This is a genomic window from Methylobacterium phyllosphaerae (assembly GCF_001936175.1).
Taxonomy (GTDB): Bacteria; Pseudomonadota; Alphaproteobacteria; order Rhizobiales; family Beijerinckiaceae; genus Methylobacterium; species Methylobacterium fujisawaense.
The window spans coordinates 5,861,758-5,880,857 of sequence record NZ_CP015367.1 but is presented as its reverse complement, the minus strand read 5'-3'; the positions used below and the strand labels follow the sequence as shown (position 1 = coordinate 5,880,857).

The following is a 19,100-nucleotide window of genomic DNA, read 5'->3' as shown; positions in this document are numbered from 1 at the left end:
TCAGCCGATCACCGCGCGCCAGTCGGCGCCGGGCGCGAGCACCGCGTCGAGATCGACCTCGGCCTCGCCGGGAACACGGATGCGCTTGAATTTCATGGGCGGCGCGTCCAGCAGAACGGTCGCGTCGAGACCCATCTTCGCGCCGACACCCTCGCGGCCCGAGGGATCGAGCTTCGAGCCCTGGGCGTGAGGGATGACGACGAGGTCTCGGTCCGCCTGGAACCGCGTCGAGACCGCCCATTCGACCTCTTGCGGATCGTGGATGTCGACATCCGTATCGACCACGACGGCGTGCTTGATGTCGTAGTGGGCAGCGAAGGCCCCGAGCAGCACGTTCTTGGCCTCGCCCTCCTGCGTCTTCCGCAGGCGGACGTAGAGGTGGTAACGGCCGACTCCCCCGAGGGACAGATGCACGTCCTCGACACCGGGGAAGCTGCGCTGCAGCGTCGCGAGGATCGTGGCCTCCCGGGGGATCGCCCCCAGCAGCAGATGCTCCAGACCGCCGCCGACGATCATGTGGAAGATCGGATCGCGCCGGTGCGTCACCGCATCGACCTGCATGACGTGCCGCTTGGCCCGCTCCCCGTAATATTGCGGGAACTCCCCGAACGGCCCTTCGGGCTCGCGGATTTCGGGCAGGAGGCGGCCCTCGATCACGATTTCTGCGTTCGCCGGAACGCGCACATCGTTCGTCAGGCACTTGATGACGTCGAGGGGCTGGCCGGTGAGCGCCCCGGCGATCTCCAACTCGTCGTGGCCGAGGGGCACGATAGCCTGGGATGCGAGGAGGCAGGCGGGATCGACGCCGACCACGAGGGCGACTTCGAGGCCCCGGCCCTGGGCCTCGGCCTTGCGGTAGAAATTGTCGGTATGCCGGGGCAGGACCAGCACGCCGATCCTGTCTGGACCGCTGATCTGGCAGCGCAGGATGGCGACGTTCTGCAGGCCGGTCTCCGGGTCCCGGGAGATCATCAGGCCCGCCGAGATGTAGGGGCCGCTGTCGTGCTCGTTCAAAGTCGGCACCGGCAGGAGCTTCAGGATGTCGAGTCCCTCCCGGTGGACGACCTCCTGCGCGGGGGCGGAGTTGCGTTCGTGCCAGGGGAGCGGCTGAGCGGCGGCCTGCTGGAAATGGGCGACGAGGCGATCCTGCGTGGTGCCGAGGGCCTCCGCCATCCAGGCCCGGCTCGACACGAGGCCCGAGACGATGGTGCCCGGATGCCCCCCGGGCTGCGGAAATAGGCTGGCCTGCCGGCCGTCGAGGCGGTTCGCCACCGCCGCTGCCTCGTGGCGCAAGCCGATTCCCGGCCGCGCGATGGCGAGGCGCCCATCCCCGGACAGCCGATCGAGCCAGTCGCGGAGGGAACGAACGGGAGTGGTCGCGTTCATGCTGTCCTCACGGCGGGGTCATCTCAACCGAGCTTGCCAGGGGAGGAAGCGTTAAGCTCTTCCCGCAGGCGGGAAAAATAACGATTGGTGATGCCGCCCATCAGCCGGTTTGAGTTGCGCCGACCGGCCCGCACATGGTCCTCTGGCGCGTTGCTCGTGTCGCCTGGGTCCCGTGTATGGATCTCCGTCAGATCTCTTACTTCGTCGCCCTGTTCGAGGAGGGCAGCGTCACCCGCGCCGCGCAGCGGATGAACGTCGTCCAGCCCGCGCTCAGCATGCAGATCGCCAAGCTGGAACGGGAACTCGGCCAGCGCCTGTTCGACCGCCAGCCGAAGGCCATGGTGCCGACAGCCGCCGGCCGGACGCTGCACCGGCTGGTCCACCCGATCCAGCGGGATGTCGCCGACGCCCGGGCGGCCATGGCGCGCCTGTCCCAAACAGTGTCGGGCCGCGTCACGGCGGGCATCCTGTCGTCCCTGTCGATGAGCGTGATCCCCAGCGTCCTCGCTCGCTTCGCGGCGGCCTACCCAGAGGTCGAGCTATCGCTGGCCGATGGCTACAGCAGCACCTTCATCGAGGGCGTCGGCACCGGCGCCCTTGACCTCGCTGTGATCAACCGGCCGGCCCGACGCCTCGGCCTCGTCATGGCCCCCCTCCTCGACGAGGAAATGGTCGTGGTCGGCGGGCGCGACACACCGTTGCCGGTGCCCCTGCCCATCCGGATGGCGGACCTCGCCGCCCTCGACCTGATCCTGCCTTCGACCCGACACGGCCTGCGCGTCGAACTCGACCGCCGTGTCGCCGCCGCGGACGTGACCCTGTGCCCAAAGCTCGAACTCGACCTGCCCCCCGCGATCGCGGACTTTGTGGCGCGCTCGACGCGTTTCACTGTGCTGCCGAGCATCGCCGTCAGCCGACAGCTCGCCGACGGGTCCCTCAAGGCCTACCGCATCGTCGCGCCGCGCATCGCCCGCGAATTGGTGATCATCCACCATCCGCAGAAACCGCTCAGTTACGCGGCGCAGCTCCTCATCGGTATCCTTGAGGAGGAGTTGAACGCGGCGGCGGCCGCACTCCAGGCCCATATCATCACCGGTTGAGCCCCCCGGACTGATGGCAGCGATCAGCCGACGTTATTCGACACGGGCGAGCACACCCCGATACTGTCACCGGCAAGGTCGCCGCGCCCGTTGCGGCCGGGAGGAACGATGACACCGCTGCCCCTCGTGGTCGGCATCTCGGGTGCTTCGGGGGTGATCTATGGGATCCGTCTCCTGGAAATCCTGCGCGACCTCGCGATCCCGGCCCATCTCGTGATGTCGCGCTCGGCCGAGGTGACGCTGGCCCATGAGACCGACCTCAAGGTCGCCGACGTCCGCGCCCTGGCCGCCAAGACCTACGCCCAGGGGGACATCGGCGCCTCAATCGCCTCCGGCTCCTTCCGGACCCGCGGCATGGTCGTGGCTCCCTGCTCCATGCGGAGCCAGGCCGAGATCGCGACCGGCGTCACATCCGGCCTGCTGACGCGGGCCGCCGACGTGACCCTGAAGGAGCGCCGCCGCCTCGTCCTGATGGTGCGGGAGACTCCCCTCCACACCGGCCACCTCCGCACCATGACGGCGCTCTCGGAAATGGGGGCGATCATCGCCCCTCCGGTTCCGGCCTTCTACGCGCGTCCGGAGAGCCTCGCCGAAATGGTGGACCATACGATCGGGCGGGTTCTCGACCTGTTCGACATCGATGCACCCGGCGTCCGGCGTTGGCGGAGCGGAGAAGGCTGACCGGCGCTCAGCCCTCCAGCGCCGTCGCGAGAACCCGCAGCGGTGCCTCCGGCCAGGTCCGGCCGAGATGGGCGGCATAGAGGGCCAGCGCCTCGCCGCCCGAACTCACCGGCATATCTGGGACCGGCGCGGCCTCGAAGAGAGCCGCGAGGGCGAGGCGCTCCGCCTCGATCTCCGCGAGCTTGATCCGCTCCCGGAGCGCCTCCGTCCCCTGGCCCGGCATGAGGTCAGACCGCATCGCCCGGCGGATCGCCCGTAAGGGAATAATCACCTGTCCGCGCCAGGGGCCAATCCGGGCTTCCGCTCCGGCGAGCGCCGAGGCGTCCAGCCTTCGTCCGGTCCTCCCGCACCAGATCAGGTACAGGAGCAGGGGCACATCGGCGCCGCCCTCGTCCTGGAGGGCGAGGCAGGCCGCGGCGACGCCGGGCCGGCCATAGAATGCGCAGGCGAAGGTCCAGAGGGGATCACTCGTCATGGGAGGCCTCCGCCCGCGCAGAACCGTATCGTCAGGCCCGGTCGAGATTGCCCTGCGTCTCGTCGGTCAGGAAGGCACCGACAAGATAGACCAGGGTGACGCCGGTCGTGATGACGGCCAGCACCATCGGAATCTGCGTCGGCCCGTCGGCGACAAGGGAGACGAGCGTCGGCAGCATGCCGCCGAGGGCGAAGCCGATGTTCCAGGTCAGGCCCGTCCCCGTGGCCCGCACCGCCGTCGGGAATTTTTCGTTGAGGAAGATCAGCAGCGGCCCGTAGCTGGCGTTGGCGATGAGCGCCAGCAGGAAGGCGCAGGCCGCGACCCCAACGAGGCTCGTCGTGTTCGCCATGGTCAGGAACAGGGCGGGAAAAGCGAGCAGGCGGATGGCGCCCATCAGAAGGAACGACCGTTTGCGCCCGATATGCTGGCTCAGTTCGCCCATGCCGCAGGCGCCGATCGCCGCCGCGACGTTGGCGCCGATCAGGATCATCGAGGCGGTGGCGTTCGGCACGCCGTTCACGAGCTTGAGGAGGGTCGGCAGGTAGCCGGACGTAAGGTAGTAGGCTGCGCCACCACCGAAGGAGATGAGAGTCGCGACCGCGAAGCTTCCCCGGTTGGACGGTGAGAACAGGGAGCGGATCGGCGAGGCCTCCGCCGGAGCGCCTGCCCGGAGCGCCGCCTTCCGGGCCTGCAGATCCTTGAAGATCGGGGATTCCTCGAGATTGCGGAAGAGGATCAGGCCGATCACCGAGGTCAGGAGACCCGAGAAGAACATCAGCCGCCAGCCCCAGTCGGCGAAGGCTTCTCCCGGCGCCATGAGCGAGACGACATAGAAGACCAGGGAGGCAAGCAGGCCGCCGATGGCCGAGCCGCCACCGCCGACCGCCCCGGACATCAGCCCCCGCCACCGCTCCGGCACGGATTCCGTACCGATCGTGTGGGATGCCGCGACGACGCCGCCGACGAAGATGCCCTGGACGAGGCGGAAGAGAAGGAAGACCGCAGTCGCGAGCCATCCGATCTGGCCGACCGTCGGCAGGAGACCGAAGACCGCGGTCGATATGCCGACGCCGACCACCGCCACCATGAGGGCGCGACGGCGGCCGAAGCGGTCCGCATAGGAGCCGAACAGGGCCGAGCCGAGGGGCCGGATCAGCAGCGTGACCGCGAAGGACGCATAGGCGCCGGCCAGCGACAGCATCGGCTTGTCCGCCGGGAAGAACAACGTGCCAACGACCGGCGCGACGTAAAGCAGGATGAACAGGTCGAAGAGATCGAGCCCCCAGCCGAACAGCGAGGCCATGGCGGCGGTCACCGTCTGCCGGCCTGTGGGTTTGGCGAGGGCGGGGGGATCGGATGCGAAGGTGGCGGCGGTCTGCATAGATTTCCTCCGGGGGATGCGGTCGTTGCCGCGGGGGGGCCGGTTCGGGCTCTGGGTCTGGGCGGGAGCCATTCGGGCGTGCGCCGTCGTTTCCCGCCTGGGCGGGATCGAAGCGGTGCGGTAGGCGTCACAGGATGGGGGGAACCGCTCGGCAGCCCCCCCGGCGCGGCCGGACTATGAGCCGGTGAAGCGCGGCGCGCGCTTGGCGTGGAACGCCTCGACGCCCTCGCGGAAGTCGTCGGCCTGACGAAGGCGGCTGTAGCAGTGTCCTTCGAGCTCGATGGCGATGGACAGGCTCGCGTCCTCGGTGTCGTTGAGGAGCTTCTTGGCGGTGCGCTGGGCGATGGGCGAGAAGGCGCGCAGTTCCTCCACGAGGGCGTCGGTGGCCTTCTCCAGGTCCGCATCGGGTACGCATTCGGTGGCGATGCCCCAGTCGAGGGCCTGCCGCCCGGGGATGCGCTTGGAGCGCATCACGATATCCTTGGTCCGGGTGATGCCGACGATCTTCTGGAGCCGGGCCGAGCCGCCGGAGCCGGGAATCTGGCCGAGCTTCTGTTCGGGAAGCGCGTAGCGGCAGGTCTCGGAGACGATGCGGAAATCGCAGGCCAGCGAGATCTCGAAGCCGACACCGAACGTGTAGCCCCGGTTGGCGGCGATGACGGGCTTCGAGCAGCGGGCCGGCGCCGCCATGTTCCAGGCGAGCTTCGAAACGTGCTCGGGAGAGGCGTCGAGGAAGCCCTTGATGTAGCCCCCCGACGAGAAGTGCTCGCCCTCCGCCCGCAGGACGATGACCCGCACGCGGGGATCCTCGTCCAGCGCCTCGAAGACCTTGCGGATCTCATCGCGCTGGGGCATCGCGATGACGTTCATCGGCGGCCGCGCCAGGATCACGTCGGCGCGCTCGCGCTCCACGTCGATCTCGACGCGGAAGCCGTCGAGGTTCGTCATGCGCGGGTCGATGGTGGGGGTGTCACTCGTCATGGGTTGGGCTCTCGCTGGAAATTCGGGGAGGGGGCGGGACCGTCAGGCGGCCTCGTGGCCTTCGGCATGGGGCTCGGTCGTACCTTCGGGCACGTACTCGCCCGCTACGAGCTGGCGGCGCAGCAGCTTGCCGACCGGCGATTTCGGGATCTCGTCCACGAAGACGTACCGGCGCGGCAGCTTGTGACTCGGCAGGCCGCCCGCCCGGCAATGGGCATCGAGCGCCGCTTCGTCGGTGCTGCCGCTCCGCTTGATGAAGGCCGCGACGATCCGGCCCCAGCGCTCGTCGGGCAGGCCCACAACGGCGACTTCGGACACGGCCGGATGCAAGGAGAGGCGGCTCTCGATCTCGACGGGCGAAACGTTCTCGCCCCCGGTGATGATCATGTCGTCCACCCGGCCGGTGACGTAGAGGTCGCCATCGGCGTCGGCGAAGCCGGTATCGCCGGTGAAGTACCAGCCATCACGAAAGGCCTTCGCGTCGGCTTCGGGGCGATGCCAGTAGCCCTCGAAGGCTTCGTCGCCCTTGGCGATGACGGCGATCTCGCCCTCCTCGCCCGGCGCGGCGGTTCGGCTCGGGTCGCCCCCCAGGGGAACGACGCGCACCATGGTGTTGAGGCCCGCCCGCCCGGCCGAACCGGGCTTGCCCGCCGCCTCGTGATTGATCGTGAAGGTGTAGACCTCCGACGAGCCGTAATGGTTGACGAACAGGTCAGGCCGGAACGCGTCGGTTAGGCGGGCGAGCAGGCCGTCCGTCATCGGCGCTCCGGCGAAGCCGAGCTTGCGCACGGAGGTCGTATCGGTCTCCGGGAAATCCCGGTGGTGCACGAGGTCGTGGTAGAGGGTTGGCACGAGGTAGAGGTTGGTGATCCGCTCGGCCGCGATCAGGCGCAGCGCCCCGGTCACGTCGAAGCGCGGTAGACAGACGAAGGTCCCGCCGATCAGCGACATCGCCAGAAGCGAGCGCACCCCCATCGTGTGGTAGAGCGGCATGACGCCGAGCGTCCGCTCGCCGCGCCCGTAGAGATTCTGCGCCACGTGGGCCAGCGCCGCTGCCCGCTCCGCCCGGTGCCGCCGGGGTACGCCCTTGGGCTTGGCGGTGGTGCCGGAGGTGTAGAGCATCAGCGAGATTGCCTCCGCGTCGGCCCGGGGCGTCGCCGGTGGCCCTTCAGTGGCGGCGAGATCGGTGAAGGCGGTCTCGCCGGGGCCAGGTGGCGTGCCGACCGCAATGCGCGGGATCCGCTGCGACGCCGCGCTGTCTCGCAGGCTCCCGGCCGAGACCGGCTCGTAGGCGATGGCGCGGGCTTGCGCGTTCTCGATCGCGAAATCGATCTCTTCGGCCTTGGCCCGCCAATTGATCGGCGTGATGACGATTCCCGCGAACTGGCAGGCCCAGTGCAGGGTCGCCGCCTCGTGCCGGTTCTGGAGGACCGTGACGAGGTGGTCGCCGGGCTTCAGCCCGAGCCGGTCGAGCCCGGCCACGGTTGCGGAGATGACCCCGAACCACTCCGCGTAGGTCAGCCGGGTCTCCCCATCGACGAGGGCCAGGGCGCGGGGATCGCGGGAGACGCTCGCAAGGAAGCTGGTGCCGAGATCAAGCATGGGCGGCCTCCGGGGATGACGGGGCCGGGATGTCGCCCCTGAGTTCCGCAGCCGCCTCCAGGGCGGCCTCAATGATCGGCGCGTAGCCGGTGCAGCGGCAGAGATGGCCGCCGATCACTTCCGTGATCTCCCGGCGCGAGGGGTTCGGCCGGAAGGCGAGATAGGCGTCGAGCGACATCAGGATGCCGGCGGTGCAGAAGCCGCATTGCAGGGCGTGCCGCCGCCGGAACGCCGCCTGCAGCACCCCAAGGCGGCCGGGCTCCGGAGCCAGACCCTCGACGGTCCGCACGGCGCAGCCCTCGACCCCCACGGCGAGCGTCAGGCAGGCCCGGGCGGGCACCCCGTCGATGGACACCGTGCAGGCGCCGCAGACGCCGTGCTCGCAGCCGACATGCGTGCCCGTGGCCCCGAGCCCGTGGCGCAGGGCGTCGGTCAGCAGGGTGCGGGTCTCGACCTCGACCGTGGTCTCGCGCCCGTTGAGGGTAAAGGCCACCGTGTGACGGCCCTTCGCGTCTAGCTGTGGCATGGCACGGCCTCCTGATGGGTGTCGCCGCGGGCGACCTTGATGGCCTGTTCCAGCACCCGGCGGCCGAGGCTGCGCACGAGCTCGCGGCGGTAGCGGGCGGTGCCGTGGAGATCGTCCCCCGCGCCGAGGTCCCAGGCGAAGGCGTTGAGGGCATCGTCGAGCGCCGACCCGTCGAGGTGGGGGAAGTCGCGGGCGGTGGGCCGGTCGGCGACGCCGCCGACGGCGAGCCGCATCCGGGTCCCGTCCACGACGCCCGCGCAGGCGACGATGGCGTAGTCGCCGTGCCGCCGCCCCACCTCGGCGAAGGCGGTGCCGGTGCCCTCCCGGCGCAGGGGATAGGCGATGGCCTCGATCATCTCGTCGTCGGCCCGGTCGGTCACCATCATGCCGGTGAAGAAGTCCTCGGCCGCCACGCGCCGGACTTTTCGGCGGCTGCGCAGGTGAATCTCGCCCTGCAGCGCCACGAGGCAGAGGGGGATTTCCGCGCTCGGGTCGGCATGGGCGACGGAGCCGCACAGCGTCCCACGCGCCCGGGTCTGGATGTGCCCGACCCACGGCAGGGCGGCGGCCAGCAGCGGCAGATCCCTCGCGAGACCCGGCCGGTCGAGGAGGATGGCCTGCCGCACGCCCGCCGGGATGACGAGAGCCCCCTTGTCGAGACGGGGCTCTTTGAGGGCGGGGATGCGCATCACGTCGACGAGGACGGCGGGCTTTGTCAGCCGCATGTTGAGCATCGGCATCAGGGACTGGCCGCCCGCGATGATCCGCGCCTCGGGGCCGTGCTGGCGCAAGGCTTCGAGGGCGTCGTCCAGGGATGCGGCGCGGAGGTAGTCGAAGGGAGCGGGCTTCATGCCGGGACTCCGAGGCGGGCAAGCAGGCGGCGCAGGAAAGCCGGAAGCCGGGAGGACGGGCCGGCGGAGCCTCCCGCCCGCCGGGCGAGGGCGGTGAAGAACCCGCCGATGATCACCCGCGCGGCCCCGTCGAGGAGACGTCCGCCCACCGCCGCGACCTTGCCGCCCACCGCCGCCTCGTAGACGTAGGCGATCCGCGTGCCCCCCGTGCCGTCGGGCTCCAGGGTCAGGCGGCCGGTGCCGCCACCGCTGCCGAGGCCGCCCGTCACCGTGCCGGTGAGCGTCACCGCCCGGGGCTCGTCGAGGTCGGAGAGGATCACCTCGGCCTTGTAGCGGCCCTTCACCGGGCCGACGCCGAGCGTGACGTCGGCCTGGAACCGCGTGTCGGAGAGCTTCCGCACCCCATGCGAACCGGGGATGACGGAGGCGAGCACGTCGGGGTCGAGGAGCATCGCCCACACCGTCTCCGGCGGAGCCGTGACGGCGGCCGAGCCCTCCCCGCGCAGGGTGCGGTCGCCCGCCTTGGCGGCGGGCTTCGGGGCGGCGTGGCCGGAGGGGGGCCCCCGCTCCTCCCCGCCCGCCGCGAGGGCCGCGAGCTTGGCGGGCGTCAGGGGCAGGTCGATGGCTTCCAGGCCCAGGGCGTCGGCCACCGCGTTGGCGAGGCAGACCGGCGTCGACATGCAGTTGCCCTCGCCGACCCCCTTCGCGCCGAGCGGCGTGAAGGGCGACGGGCTCTCGACGTGCAGGATGCGCAGGTCCGGCACCTCGGTCGCGGTGGGCAGCAGGTAGTCAGCGAAGGTGCCGGACAGGAAGGCGCCGTCGTCGCCGTAGGCGAGTTCCTCGTAGACCGCCGCGCCGAGCGCCTGCGCGAAGCCGCCGCGCACCTGCCCCTCGACCATGCCGGGGTGCAGGATGCGCCCGCAATCGTGCATCGAGACGTAGCGGTCGATGGCGATCTTGCCGGTGACCCGGTCGATCTCCAAACCGCAGATGTCGAAGATGAAGCCGTGGCACAGGGAGGAGTTGATGTGGTCCTCCGCGTCCGGCGCCGTCAGCTCCGGGGGTGTCCAGAACACCGTCTCGCGGATCACCGCGCCGAGCTCCTCGGGCACGAGGCCGGGCGACCAGTGGCTCGTGGCGGCGACCCGCGCGAAGGGCAGACCCGCATCCGGGTTCACCCGCGAGGCGATGCGCCCGCCCGCGAAGACGAGATCCTCCGGGCGCAGGTTCAGCTGCGCCGCCGCGATCCGCGCGAGCCTGTCGCGCAGGCGGGTGGCGGCGAGGTGCGCGACCCCCGCCACGGCGGCGGCGAAGCGGCTCGCGTAGTTGCCGGAGGCGATCGACCACGCATCCTTGGCGGTATCGAGGTCGGCGGTGACGCGGACCTGCTCCATCGGGAGGCCGAGCACGTCGGCCACCACCTGGGCCAGCACCGTCCGGTGTCCCTGGCCCTGCGGCACCGAGGCGACCTGCACCGTCACCGAGCCGACGGGATCGAGGGTGATGGTGGCCGTCGATTGCGCGCCGTTCTTCGGTCCCGCCTTGGCGCGCTCCTGTGCCGTCAGCACGGTGGTGATGTAGCCCATGTTGGAGACGCTGGGCTCGACCGCCGCCGTGAGGCCGATCCCATAGAGGCGGCCCTCGGCGCGGGCGGCGTCCCGCCGCCGCTTCAGCTCATCGAGCCCGCCGTCCCGGGCGGCTTCGTCGAGGGCGCGCTGGTAATCGCCGGAATCGTAGAGGGCGCCGGTCGCGGTGCGATAGGGAAAGGCGTCGGCCGGAATCAGATTCCGGCGGATCACCGCGAAGGGTTCTAGGCCCAGCGTCAGCGCGATGCGCTGCATCAGCCGTTCGAGCGGATAGTAGACCTGCGGCCCGCCGAAGCCGCGCACGAGGCCGGTCGGCGTCTTGTTGGTCAGCACCACCCGGTTGCGCACGGCGACATTGCGGATGGCGTATGCGCCGGTAAGGTTGCCGTGCATCCGGTAGAGCGTGGCGGGTTCGGGCGCCCGCAGGTAGGCGCCACAATCCTCGATCTGGTCCCAATCGAGGGCGGTGACGCGCCCGTCCGCCTCGAAGGCGGCGCGGAGCGTCGTGACCCGGTTGGTAGCGGAGACGGAGGCCGAGAGGTGCTCCAGCCGGTCCTCGATCCACTTCACCGGCTGGCCCACGAGGCGCGCCGTGGCGGCGATCAGGACGGCGTAGGGCGCGACGCCCTGCTTGACCCCGAAGCTGCCGCCGGAATCGGGGGGCGTGCGCAGGCGCAGGCGGTTGCCCGGCACCTTGAGCGCCCGGGCCACCACTGCATGGATGCTGAATGGCCCCTGGAAGTTCGCGAGCACGTCGTAGGAATCGTCGGTGGGATCGTAGGAGGCGACGACGCCGTAGGTCTCCATCGGCGAGCCGGTGTTGCGCGGGTAGCGCACGGTCACGGACAGGCTGCGCGGGCTCTCCGCGAAGGCCGCCTCGGGATCGCCGTAGCGGAAGCGTCGGTCGCTGACGCAATTGGCGCCGACGCCCTCGTGCAGGATCTCGCTGTCGGGGGCGAGGGCCGCCAGCGGATCGACCACCGCGGGGCGCACCCGGTACTGCACCTCAATCAGGTCGCAGCCGTCCTCCGCGAGGTAGCGGTCTCGGGCGACGACGATGGCGACGGGCTCGCCGACATAACGCACCCGGTCCACCGCGATGGCGCGGGCATCGACGGCCGCCCGCAAGGCCGGGACGAGGCCGGTCGTGACGGCGTCGAGGTCCCGGCCCGTGACCACGGCGGCGACGCCGGGCAGCGCCTTGGCCGCCTGAACATCGAAGCCAAGGATGTCCGCATGGGCGTGGGGCGAGCGCAGGATCGCCGCGTGCAGCGTGCCGGGCCGCATGCCGAGGTCGTCGATGTAGCGCCCGAGCCCGGAGAGCAGGGCTGCGTCCTCGACGCGCTCCACGGACCGTCCGACATAGCTCGTTGACACGATGCCCAAGCCGCTTCCTCCGCCGGACCTCTCCATGGGGTCCGTGTTGCGGAGAAAGTGGCGGATCCAGGGGGGCGCCACGATGCCGAGGCGTCTCGCGACTTACCCAAACGTCTCATTTTCGCGGCGGCCAGGGGGCCTCCGACTCACACGGCAGGCTGGCCGCTCCGCCGGACGATGCTGCGAAAGATGCTCGGCGGCACGCTGACGTGATCGCGAAAGAACCGCGAGAAATGGGCGGGAGCGGCGAAGCCGAGCCGTGTGCCGATCACCGCCAGAGGCTCGTCGCTGCCCACGATGGCTTCGACGGCCTGCTCGATCCGGATCGCGTTGAGGAAGACATGGGGCGGGGCCCCGGTGGATTGCTCGAACAGGCGATAGAACTGGGCCCGGGAGAGACCCGCTTCACGGGCCAGGGCCTCGATCCCCATGGTGGCTCCGGGCTCGGCGCGCACGCGGGCAATGGTGCGCCGGATCCGCCAGTCGCCGGCGTTGCGCCGGGCGGCGGCGCGAAGCGACTCCGCCGCCTCCCGCCAGGCGGTGAACCGCTCGATCACCGCGATCATCAGGCCCGACAGCAACTGATCCTGGATGTGCGAGGAATGCGGCGCGTAGACCATCTCGGCGGCGAGGTCGTGCGCGAGGCGGCGGATCGTCGGCGTCACTCCACCCGACGGTTGCCCGAAGAAGCCAGGTGCGCCGCTCGCCGCCCAGTTCCGCCGGAAGGCCCCCAGCCAGTCCGGCTCGATATAGAGGGCCAGGATCATCGCCTTGGCGCGGCGCGGATCATGCAGGTAAGCGTGCGTTTCCCAGGCATTGACGAGCACGGCCTGTTCATCGGTCAGCGCGACGACGCGGTCGCCGACGAGGAACTGCGTGTCGTCCCCCTCGACCTTCAGCAGGACATGGCAGTGCGGATGCGCGTGCCGGACGAGGCTCCGGTCCATGTCGAGGAGCGCCACGCGGCCGAAAGTGCCATGAGCGATCTCAAGAGCCTCGGACATCTGCACTATTTAGCATGGTCCGCGGGGGGCAGCTAGATCGCCGCCGGGACACCCGTCCCGTCAGGGCGCCGCAACCTGTTCGTTCCGGAGCGTGGTCCTCTTCCGGAGTTCGGCTGTACCCATCACCGCTAGGGGAATGACGAGGGCCACATAGGCGTTGTCGATTCCCCCGGGATCGCCGGCGAGGAACCAGCCGATCGTCAGGACGAGGGAAACCAGGATGCTGACGACGGCGGCCCGCGGGGTGCCGAAGCGCGGAGCGTAGAAGGCAAAGATGACCAAGACCGCCAGGGTCGCCCGCAGGGATTTCGCGAGGAACGTCACCTTCAGGATATCCGGCGCGAAGATCGCCAGGGGAATCGGGATCAGGCCCACGAGCACCGTCATGCTGCGGACGAACCGCAGGGACGACGTCCCATCCTCGCTCCGACGGCGGGGATGATAGAAATCCTTGAACAGTAGGGTGGCAGCGCCGATGCTAAGGGCCGAGATCGTGCCGAACAGCGATCCCGCCAATCCCGCCACCACGATGGCGGCCAAAAGATCGTCCATCCGGGCGATCAGGCCCGGCAAAGCCTGGATCGCGGGGATTCCCGGCAGCAGCGCCGCCGCGCAGACACCGACCAGGGCAGCGCCGATGCCGAACGGCACGAGCAGGAAGGCACAATAAAAGCTGGCCTGCCGCGCCGTGCGCCCGTCCTGCACGGTATTGATGGCCTGGATCACGTATTGCGTCGAGAAGACCGCGCCGATGCCGGCGACCATCCACGCGAAGATCTGTGACCAGCCGACCGTATCGACCGCGAACATCGCTTCGGGCACGTGGGCCCGCAGGTTCGCGAAGCCGCCGACCTGAGACAATCCGAAGGCCACGGCCGCGAGGATGCCAAGATACTTCACGACGGCATGCAGGACGTTCGTATAGATAACCGAGCGCATCCCCCCGACACTGACATAAAGCGTCGCGACGATACCCGTGATGACGATGGCGCTGGTCCGGTCGACGTTGAGGAGGCCCGCCAGGATCGTACCGCCGCCCGCATAGGTCGAGACCGCGACGATCTGGAGCGCGAAGATCATGATGACCGAGGTCGCGAGCTTGGTCGGGCGACCGTAGGCCTTGGCCAACGCCCCGGAGATCGTGTTCTCGCCGAGTTCCTTGAAGCGGGGCGCCAGGAGAATGGCGTAGAGAACGAAACCGACGGCGAGGGCGAGGACGTTCCAGGCGGCCGACACGCCGACCCTGTAGGCCGTCTGTGTCGTGCCGACGCTCGTGGCGGTCCCGATGAATTCCGACATCAGCAGAAAGCCGATCAGGAATGCAGGATAGCGCGTGCCGCCGGAGGTAAAGCTTCCAGCGCTCCTCGCATGGCGTCGCACAGAGAAACTGATCAGCCCCATCGCCGCCATGTAGGCCAGGGTCAGGGAGAGAACGATCCAGTTTGGCTGCATGGGTGCGGCCTAACGGCGACGCCGTAGCGCTTGCGCGCCAAGGGAACCCAGCATGTTTCCTCCGAAATCATTCGGGGCCGCAGCTTTCCTCGCAGGAGCTAGAAGCGACGGCCATTACGGGGGAAACTAGATGCTGAAGAGGAAACGGACAAATTCTCTGATTTGATCGGCACCATCAGATTATCTGATTCAGCGCGATAAACCATATAAAGCGCGCCCTAAGCAATTCGCGGCAGGTCAAGAATTGTTGTTATATACATTCTAATTTGTTGAATAATTCTTATCGATTAAATAGGAATTACTTTTCTTGTGTGCTCGAATGCCTAAAAAAACAGACGATGAAATTGGTCAGAATGTTATCAGAGCGCATTTGTATCGACTTACGTAGGATAGTCACTGAGTAGCAGGCTAGCCGAGAAAGCTAACATACTTCTCGCGACCCATGTCTGCCATCTCGGGCGGAGTTGGCGCATCCCGATAGCGGTCTTCCGCGGCAGTTGAGCAAAATCAGCTTAGCTTGGGGCACGAGGGGGCGTAGGCCGTTGGTGACGGCGCGAGGGCAAGGCTGACCTCAACGATGGTGTCGTCAAAGGTCCACCGGGGGATTGTGTGCCTCGGAACTTAATTCGTGAAGGCACCTGCGAAGCCTCCCTACGGCGATGCATTGTCGGATACATCGACAACCAGGCCATCGCTCAGCTGCCGATAGAACGTCTGCTTTCAGGTTGCTGCCCGGTTCGGCTGAGTGGCAGAAATGGGCGCAGAGCCGCCGACTGGGTTTGGCCGAAAGCGGAATGGCTGCTTCGGAGCAGACCCGCCGGAAAAGCGGACGGCCTCCTATCGACCCGAGCCAGACGTAGAACGAGTTCGGTGCTCATCTCATAAGCGGACGTGCCGGGCGTACGCGGACGGATGCTCAGTGAACCCACACCGCCTTGAATAAGCGTCCGCGCTTAAACGTCTTCCATTATCGACCGCCTGTCCGCCGATGATTGTCAGGGATCGCCAGCGCAATGGCGACCGGCGGCCGGTCGCAGTCTTGTCAAGGCAGGCGGCGGTAGACGCCCGCGAATACCGCGCCGCCCCGCAGTTCGCAGGTGCCGGCCTGGATGACCTTCCAACCGTCCGCGCCGAGGCGCTCGAAGGTTAGTCGACAGCGGCCGTTCAAGACGGTGGCTGTCCCTTACCGGAGATCCAGGAATGCATCCGTGGCCGCGGTGGCCACGTCGCCGACCTCCACCCCGCCGGGCCCGACATAGTTAGACATCAGGGACACGCTGGCGAAGCCATGGACCGGTCCCACGACGTTGAGGGTGCTGTGATTGCCCTTGGGCTCCTCGCAAAAGAAGTCACTGCCCACCTTCACCCCACCCTCAGACCGCTGGAGTTCGGCGTTCCGCTCGTCGTAGGCTTCGGCCAGGCAGGCTGCTGTGGCACAGGCCTGCGCCTTCCCTAGCCACGCCCGCTGCCAAGCCTCGACGGCCTCGCGCTTCCCCACTTTCAAGGCGCCCGAGTAGAGCCTCGCCAGGATCTCGTCCCGGCTCCCGAGAGCGGCGTCCCCGCAGACGAGGCGTTCCATTCCGGTCGATGCCCTGGCGCAGTCGAAGCTTGCCGCATGGGCAACCGGCGCCGTGAAAGCGAATGCCGCCGATGCCCCGATGCGGGCCGCGGTACGGTGGAAGTCGCTCACCGCTCGCATGATAGGTCCCCGCCCGGGCAGGCTAGTTGATCGGTCAGGTCGCGGGTGCGGCGCTCAGTAAGGGCCGTCGCGCACTCGCCGATAAGCATGGGCATGATCGTGCCGTTTTCATCGGGGTGTTCGGCGTCGTAGCCAGTCTCAAGGTTGCATTCGAGGTCGCGGAAGCGCCGCCAAGCCTGCTGCGCGAGGTCGAGGTTGTGTCGCCCGCTCGGGTCGAGTTTGGCCTGCAGGGCCTCTCGCGCCTTCGCCAAACTGGCCTCGGCGGCGTCCAGCTTGCGCTTGGCGCATAGGGTCCCCTCGACCTGGTTCGCGACGTCCGCGCAAAGTGCCGGCACCTCCCCCGTGGCCGCCGTCGACCAGAGCATCAGGACCACCAGTTGGGCGTGCTTCATCGCATGGACCCCGCCGGACAGAGGCCTCTTGCGGTCCTGCCCCACCTTTGCCGGTGGTAGCACGGCGCGCTAGCCTCTCCCACGACCGAGCCCGAGGGGGCCACGACGCCGAACCGCATCACGACAGACAGGTCCGGAGATCCCGTCGTACGGGTGCTCGGCGGCTACCTCGCCGCCGTGGCGGCGGCGGTGACGACCTTGATGCTGGCCAGTGCGGCCGGTGCTCTGTTTGAAACTCCCCCGTCGCCCGCCGCCGAACCTACCCTCCCCTCCGACTTGATCTCCGTCGCCATCACGTTCGTTATCGCCACGCTGTTCGTGACGGTCTTCGCGACGCCGGCATTCTTGCTGTGCCTGGCGGTCTCGATCCGGACGGGATGGCGCCATCCGACCATCCATGTGGCTTGCGGCGGCGCCATTGGTCTCGCCCTCGGGCATCTGTTTGCCGGCATGGTCGAACGGCCGCTGCAAGCCGTAAGCGCCGGAGTGGTGGGGGGCGGAGTGTACTGGTGGCTCGCCGTGCGCGAGCGGCGATGGTCAGGGTCGTGACCTCACTGGTTACTTGTCGAGACACGGCTCTGGTCGAGCGTGCCTGATTTGTGAGCGGCCGAGAGCGGACCTTCGGCTTGGCGACCGTACCGACCTCGGGGTAGCCTGGCCCCAGGCTGATGCTGCCTGTTGTAGTCGTCGCTCGGTTTTCAGGCCCTGCCGACCGGTCGCACGTCCGTGGCGGCGGCGAACGAGGTGAACCGGTCCGGCTCGTCGAGGGGTACGTCGAGGCTGCAGCGCAGACCCTCGGGGGCAAACTCCAGACGGACCTCGCCCCCCAGTTCACGACTTACCCCGCCCGTGATCAGGCGCGTGCCGAAGCCGCGTTTGCCCGTCTTCCGCACCGGCGGGCCGCCACTCTCCCGCCATTCCAGGGCGAGCCGCCTCGCGCCGCTCTCGCCGACGACGACCTTCCAGGTGACGTCAATCCGGCCCGTATCGGTCGAGAGGGCGCCGTACTTGGCCGCGTTGGTCGTGAGCTCGTGCACCGTCATGCCCAGCGCCAGGACGTAGCGCGGCGGCAGGTCGACGTCGGCCCCTTCCAGGCCGAAGCGGTGCAACTGCTCGTCCCGAAAGGGTGAGAGTTCGTTCTCCAGCACCGTGCGCAGCGAGGCGCCCTCCCAATCGTCGCGCGAGAGCAGGTCGTGGGTCTTGGACAGGGAGAGGATTCGTCCCTCAAGCCGCTCGCCGCGGTCCTCGTCGCGGCGGGCCTGCCGCGCCAGGGACTGCACGGTGGTCAGGGTGTTGCGGACCCGATGGTTCAGCTCATGCAGCATCATCGTCTGCCGCTCCTGCAGGACCCGGCTGCGGGCGACCTCCTCGCGCAACTCGCCCTGGTGCCTCTGCAGCGACGCCGCCATGGCGTCGAACGCCTCGCCGAGCCGGCCGAACTCGTCGGTCCCGGACAATCCGGTCCGGGTCCCCAACTCACCCGCCCGCCACGCGCCGGCCGCCCCGAGCAGGCGCCGCACCGGCCTGCGGATGAAGGCGCGACCGGCCAGGAGCGCGGCCGCGACGGCCAGGATCGCGCCGACGCCGATCAGCACGACCCCGCGACGGGTCGCGGCATCGATGTCCGCGAAGGCCGTGGCGGGCGAGAGGCCCACCGCCACCGTCATGCCATCGAGGTCCCCCGGCGCGCCTCCGGCCACCGCCGTGATCCGCGGGTTGCCCCGCAATCCGGTCAAGTCCGCGACGCCGCCGCGGTGGTCGGCCAGGGCCTTCCAGAAGGCCGTCGGCAGCGGCTTGCCGGCCCAGGCTTCGTGGTCGGGAAGCCGGACCAGGATCGTGCCGTTTCGGTCCGCGACCGTGAGGGCGGCGTCGGGCGGCAACCCGGCATCGGACTGCCGTGCCGCGAGGTAGGACAGGTCGATGCTCGTGATCACGATGCCTTCGGGGCGACCGTCGCCGTCGTCGTCGGCGATGGCCTGGGCGAACTGGATGGTGGGCCGTCCGGTGACCCGGCCGGACACGACCTCCCCGATGGCGAAGCCGCCGGTGCGCATCGCCTCCTGGAAGTAGGACCGGTCGGCGACCGAATAGGCCCCGACCGGGGATCCCAGGGTGTTGCACCGGATGCGCCCGTCCGGGTCGGCGACCCCGAAGAAGAACGAGCCGGGGACCTTCCCGCCGACCGTCGCGAGGTATGCCGTGCAGGCCCGGGCATCCCTGCCGCGGACCTCGGCCACGCCGGCCAGGATGGCGAGGATTTGCCTCGCCCCGCGACCGAACTGCCCAAGGTCGGCCGCGACGGCCTTCGCCCCGCGCATGGCCTCCCTCCGGACGGCCTCGGCCCGGGCGGCACGAAGCGCGTACTCGTTGTAGCCCTGGACGGCCAACGCCGGGATCAGCGCTAAGACGACGAGGCCCACGATCCGCTTGGTCAGTGACATCGAGTTCCCAAGCTTGGTGAAGCCCGTCGTCTCCCGGGACCCGGCCACCGAACTAGGTCGGTTCGGCTGCAAAGCCATGGTCAGCGCCTCGGCCCGCCAGCCGGGGCTATCCATCGATCGAGGCTCGGCGGGCCCGATGGACGCACCCCGCCCAGGGATGGTCGCC

Annotated in this window: 16 protein-coding genes; 3 read left to right on the top strand and 13 right to left on the bottom strand. The window is 69.0% G+C overall.

Annotation, left to right across the window (positions count from 1 at the left end):
* Positions 1-1,386 (bottom strand): UbiD family decarboxylase, encoded by a 1,386-nt coding sequence (locus MCBMB27_RS26805; protein WP_075381715.1) that lies wholly within the window; start codon positions 1,384-1,386, stop codon positions 1-3.
* A gap of 176 nt (positions 1,387-1,562) precedes the next feature.
* Between MCBMB27_RS26805 and MCBMB27_RS26800 the strand changes: the two genes are divergently transcribed.
* Both MCBMB27_RS26800 and MCBMB27_RS26795 read left to right on the top strand, forming a co-directional pair.
* Positions 1,563-2,486: a LysR family transcriptional regulator gene (locus tag MCBMB27_RS26800; protein WP_043758526.1), complete on the top strand. Its 924-nt coding sequence runs from the start codon at positions 1,563-1,565 to the stop codon at positions 2,484-2,486.
* A 108-nt stretch (positions 2,487-2,594) separates the two neighbouring features.
* Complete coding sequence (locus MCBMB27_RS26795) at positions 2,595-3,167, top strand: UbiX family flavin prenyltransferase (protein WP_012321644.1); 573 nt, start codon at positions 2,595-2,597, stop codon at positions 3,165-3,167.
* A gap of 7 nt (positions 3,168-3,174) precedes the next feature.
* On the opposite strand, the gene MCBMB27_RS26790 is transcribed toward MCBMB27_RS26795, so the two are convergent.
* From MCBMB27_RS26790 to MCBMB27_RS26740, 11 genes are all read right to left on the bottom strand, one after another.
* Positions 3,175-3,642: a TIGR02444 family protein gene (locus tag MCBMB27_RS26790; protein ID WP_043758529.1), complete on the bottom strand. Its 468-nt coding sequence runs from the start codon at positions 3,640-3,642 to the stop codon at positions 3,175-3,177.
* Positions 3,643-3,673: 31 nt separating this feature from the next.
* Entirely contained in the window at positions 3,674-5,023 is a 1,350-nt protein-coding gene (locus MCBMB27_RS26785; RefSeq protein WP_043758531.1) for an MFS transporter, read from the bottom strand.
* 174 nt (positions 5,024-5,197) lie between these two features.
* The gene (locus tag MCBMB27_RS26780; RefSeq protein WP_043758534.1) at positions 5,198-6,004 is read right to left on the bottom strand and encodes an enoyl-CoA hydratase/isomerase family protein; all 807 of its coding nucleotides are present in this window, start codon (positions 6,002-6,004) and stop codon (positions 5,198-5,200) included.
* 42 nt (positions 6,005-6,046) lie between these two features.
* Positions 6,047-7,606 carry an AMP-binding protein gene (locus tag MCBMB27_RS26775; protein ID WP_075381714.1) on the bottom strand — a complete coding sequence of 520 codons (1,560 nt, stop codon included), beginning with the start codon at positions 7,604-7,606 and terminating at the stop codon, positions 6,047-6,049.
* Positions 7,599-8,132: a (2Fe-2S)-binding protein gene (locus MCBMB27_RS26770; RefSeq protein ID WP_012321639.1), complete on the bottom strand. Its 534-nt coding sequence runs from the start codon at positions 8,130-8,132 to the stop codon at positions 7,599-7,601. The genes MCBMB27_RS26775 and MCBMB27_RS26770 overlap by 8 nt, the downstream gene beginning before the upstream one ends.
* Positions 8,120-8,983: an FAD binding domain-containing protein gene (locus tag MCBMB27_RS26765; protein WP_043758537.1), complete on the bottom strand. Its 864-nt coding sequence runs from the start codon at positions 8,981-8,983 to the stop codon at positions 8,120-8,122. The genes MCBMB27_RS26770 and MCBMB27_RS26765 overlap by 13 nt, the downstream gene beginning before the upstream one ends.
* Complete coding sequence (locus MCBMB27_RS26760; protein ID WP_052083644.1) at positions 8,980-11,982, bottom strand: xanthine dehydrogenase family protein molybdopterin-binding subunit; 3,003 nt, start codon at positions 11,980-11,982, stop codon at positions 8,980-8,982. The genes MCBMB27_RS26765 and MCBMB27_RS26760 overlap by 4 nt, the downstream gene beginning before the upstream one ends.
* 110 nt (positions 11,983-12,092) lie before the next feature.
* Positions 12,093-12,950, bottom strand: coding sequence for a helix-turn-helix domain-containing protein (locus tag MCBMB27_RS26755; RefSeq protein WP_075381713.1), 858 nt, complete (start codon positions 12,948-12,950; stop codon positions 12,093-12,095).
* Positions 12,951-13,010: 60 nt separating this feature from the next.
* Positions 13,011-14,402 (bottom strand): sodium:solute symporter family protein, encoded by a 1,392-nt coding sequence (locus MCBMB27_RS26750; RefSeq protein ID WP_075381712.1) that lies wholly within the window; start codon positions 14,400-14,402, stop codon positions 13,011-13,013.
* Positions 14,403-15,585: 1,183 nt separating this feature from the next.
* Positions 15,586-15,981, bottom strand: coding sequence for a lysozyme inhibitor LprI family protein (locus MCBMB27_RS26745; RefSeq protein WP_139231639.1), 396 nt, complete (start codon positions 15,979-15,981; stop codon positions 15,586-15,588).
* A gap of 107 nt (positions 15,982-16,088) precedes the next feature.
* Positions 16,089-16,493 carry a lysozyme inhibitor LprI family protein gene (locus MCBMB27_RS26740; protein WP_075381710.1) on the bottom strand — a complete coding sequence of 135 codons (405 nt, stop codon included), beginning with the start codon at positions 16,491-16,493 and terminating at the stop codon, positions 16,089-16,091.
* A 153-nt stretch (positions 16,494-16,646) separates the two neighbouring features.
* Between MCBMB27_RS26740 and MCBMB27_RS26735 the strand changes: the two genes are divergently transcribed.
* The gene (locus tag MCBMB27_RS26735; RefSeq protein WP_075381709.1) at positions 16,647-17,042 is read left to right on the top strand and encodes a hypothetical protein; all 396 of its coding nucleotides are present in this window, start codon (positions 16,647-16,649) and stop codon (positions 17,040-17,042) included.
* Between the two features lie 149 nt (positions 17,043-17,191).
* Here the strand turns inward: MCBMB27_RS26735 and MCBMB27_RS26730 are convergent, their stop codons facing one another.
* Positions 17,192-19,048 (bottom strand): sensor histidine kinase, encoded by a 1,857-nt coding sequence (locus tag MCBMB27_RS26730; protein WP_236952844.1) that lies wholly within the window; start codon positions 19,046-19,048, stop codon positions 17,192-17,194.
* Positions 19,049-19,100 lie beyond the last annotated feature (52 nt).

What these genes read in the sequence shown, in the direction of transcription:
- MCBMB27_RS26805 (WP_075381715.1), bottom strand. Translation starts at nt 1,386, where the DNA reads ATGAACGCGACCACTCCCGTTCGTTCCCTCCGCGACTGGCTCGATCGG.
- MCBMB27_RS26800 (WP_043758526.1), top strand. Translation starts at nt 1,563, where the DNA reads ATGGATCTCCGTCAGATCTCTTACTTCGTCGCCCTGTTCGAGGAGGGC.
- MCBMB27_RS26795 (WP_012321644.1), top strand. Translation starts at nt 2,595, where the DNA reads ATGACACCGCTGCCCCTCGTGGTCGGCATCTCGGGTGCTTCGGGGGTG.
- MCBMB27_RS26790 (WP_043758529.1), bottom strand. Translation starts at nt 3,642, where the DNA reads ATGACGAGTGATCCCCTCTGGACCTTCGCCTGCGCATTCTATGGCCGG.
- MCBMB27_RS26785 (WP_043758531.1), bottom strand. Translation starts at nt 5,023, where the DNA reads ATGCAGACCGCCGCCACCTTCGCATCCGATCCCCCCGCCCTCGCCAAA.
- MCBMB27_RS26780 (WP_043758534.1), bottom strand. Translation starts at nt 6,004, where the DNA reads ATGACGAGTGACACCCCCACCATCGACCCGCGCATGACGAACCTCGAC.
- MCBMB27_RS26775 (WP_075381714.1), bottom strand. Translation starts at nt 7,606, where the DNA reads ATGCTTGATCTCGGCACCAGCTTCCTTGCGAGCGTCTCCCGCGATCCC.
- MCBMB27_RS26770 (WP_012321639.1), bottom strand. Translation starts at nt 8,132, where the DNA reads ATGCCACAGCTAGACGCGAAGGGCCGTCACACGGTGGCCTTTACCCTC.
- MCBMB27_RS26765 (WP_043758537.1), bottom strand. Translation starts at nt 8,983, where the DNA reads ATGAAGCCCGCTCCCTTCGACTACCTCCGCGCCGCATCCCTGGACGAC.
- MCBMB27_RS26760 (WP_052083644.1), bottom strand. Translation starts at nt 11,982, where the DNA reads ATGGAGAGGTCCGGCGGAGGAAGCGGCTTGGGCATCGTGTCAACGAGC.
- MCBMB27_RS26755 (WP_075381713.1), bottom strand. Translation starts at nt 12,950, where the DNA reads ATGTCCGAGGCTCTTGAGATCGCTCATGGCACTTTCGGCCGCGTGGCG.
- MCBMB27_RS26750 (WP_075381712.1), bottom strand. Translation starts at nt 14,402, where the DNA reads ATGCAGCCAAACTGGATCGTTCTCTCCCTGACCCTGGCCTACATGGCG.
- MCBMB27_RS26745 (WP_139231639.1), bottom strand. Translation starts at nt 15,981, where the DNA reads ATGGAACGCCTCGTCTGCGGGGACGCCGCTCTCGGGAGCCGGGACGAG.
- MCBMB27_RS26740 (WP_075381710.1), bottom strand. Translation starts at nt 16,493, where the DNA reads ATGAAGCACGCCCAACTGGTGGTCCTGATGCTCTGGTCGACGGCGGCC.
- MCBMB27_RS26730 (WP_236952844.1), bottom strand. Translation starts at nt 19,048, where the DNA reads ATGGATAGCCCCGGCTGGCGGGCCGAGGCGCTGACCATGGCTTTGCAG.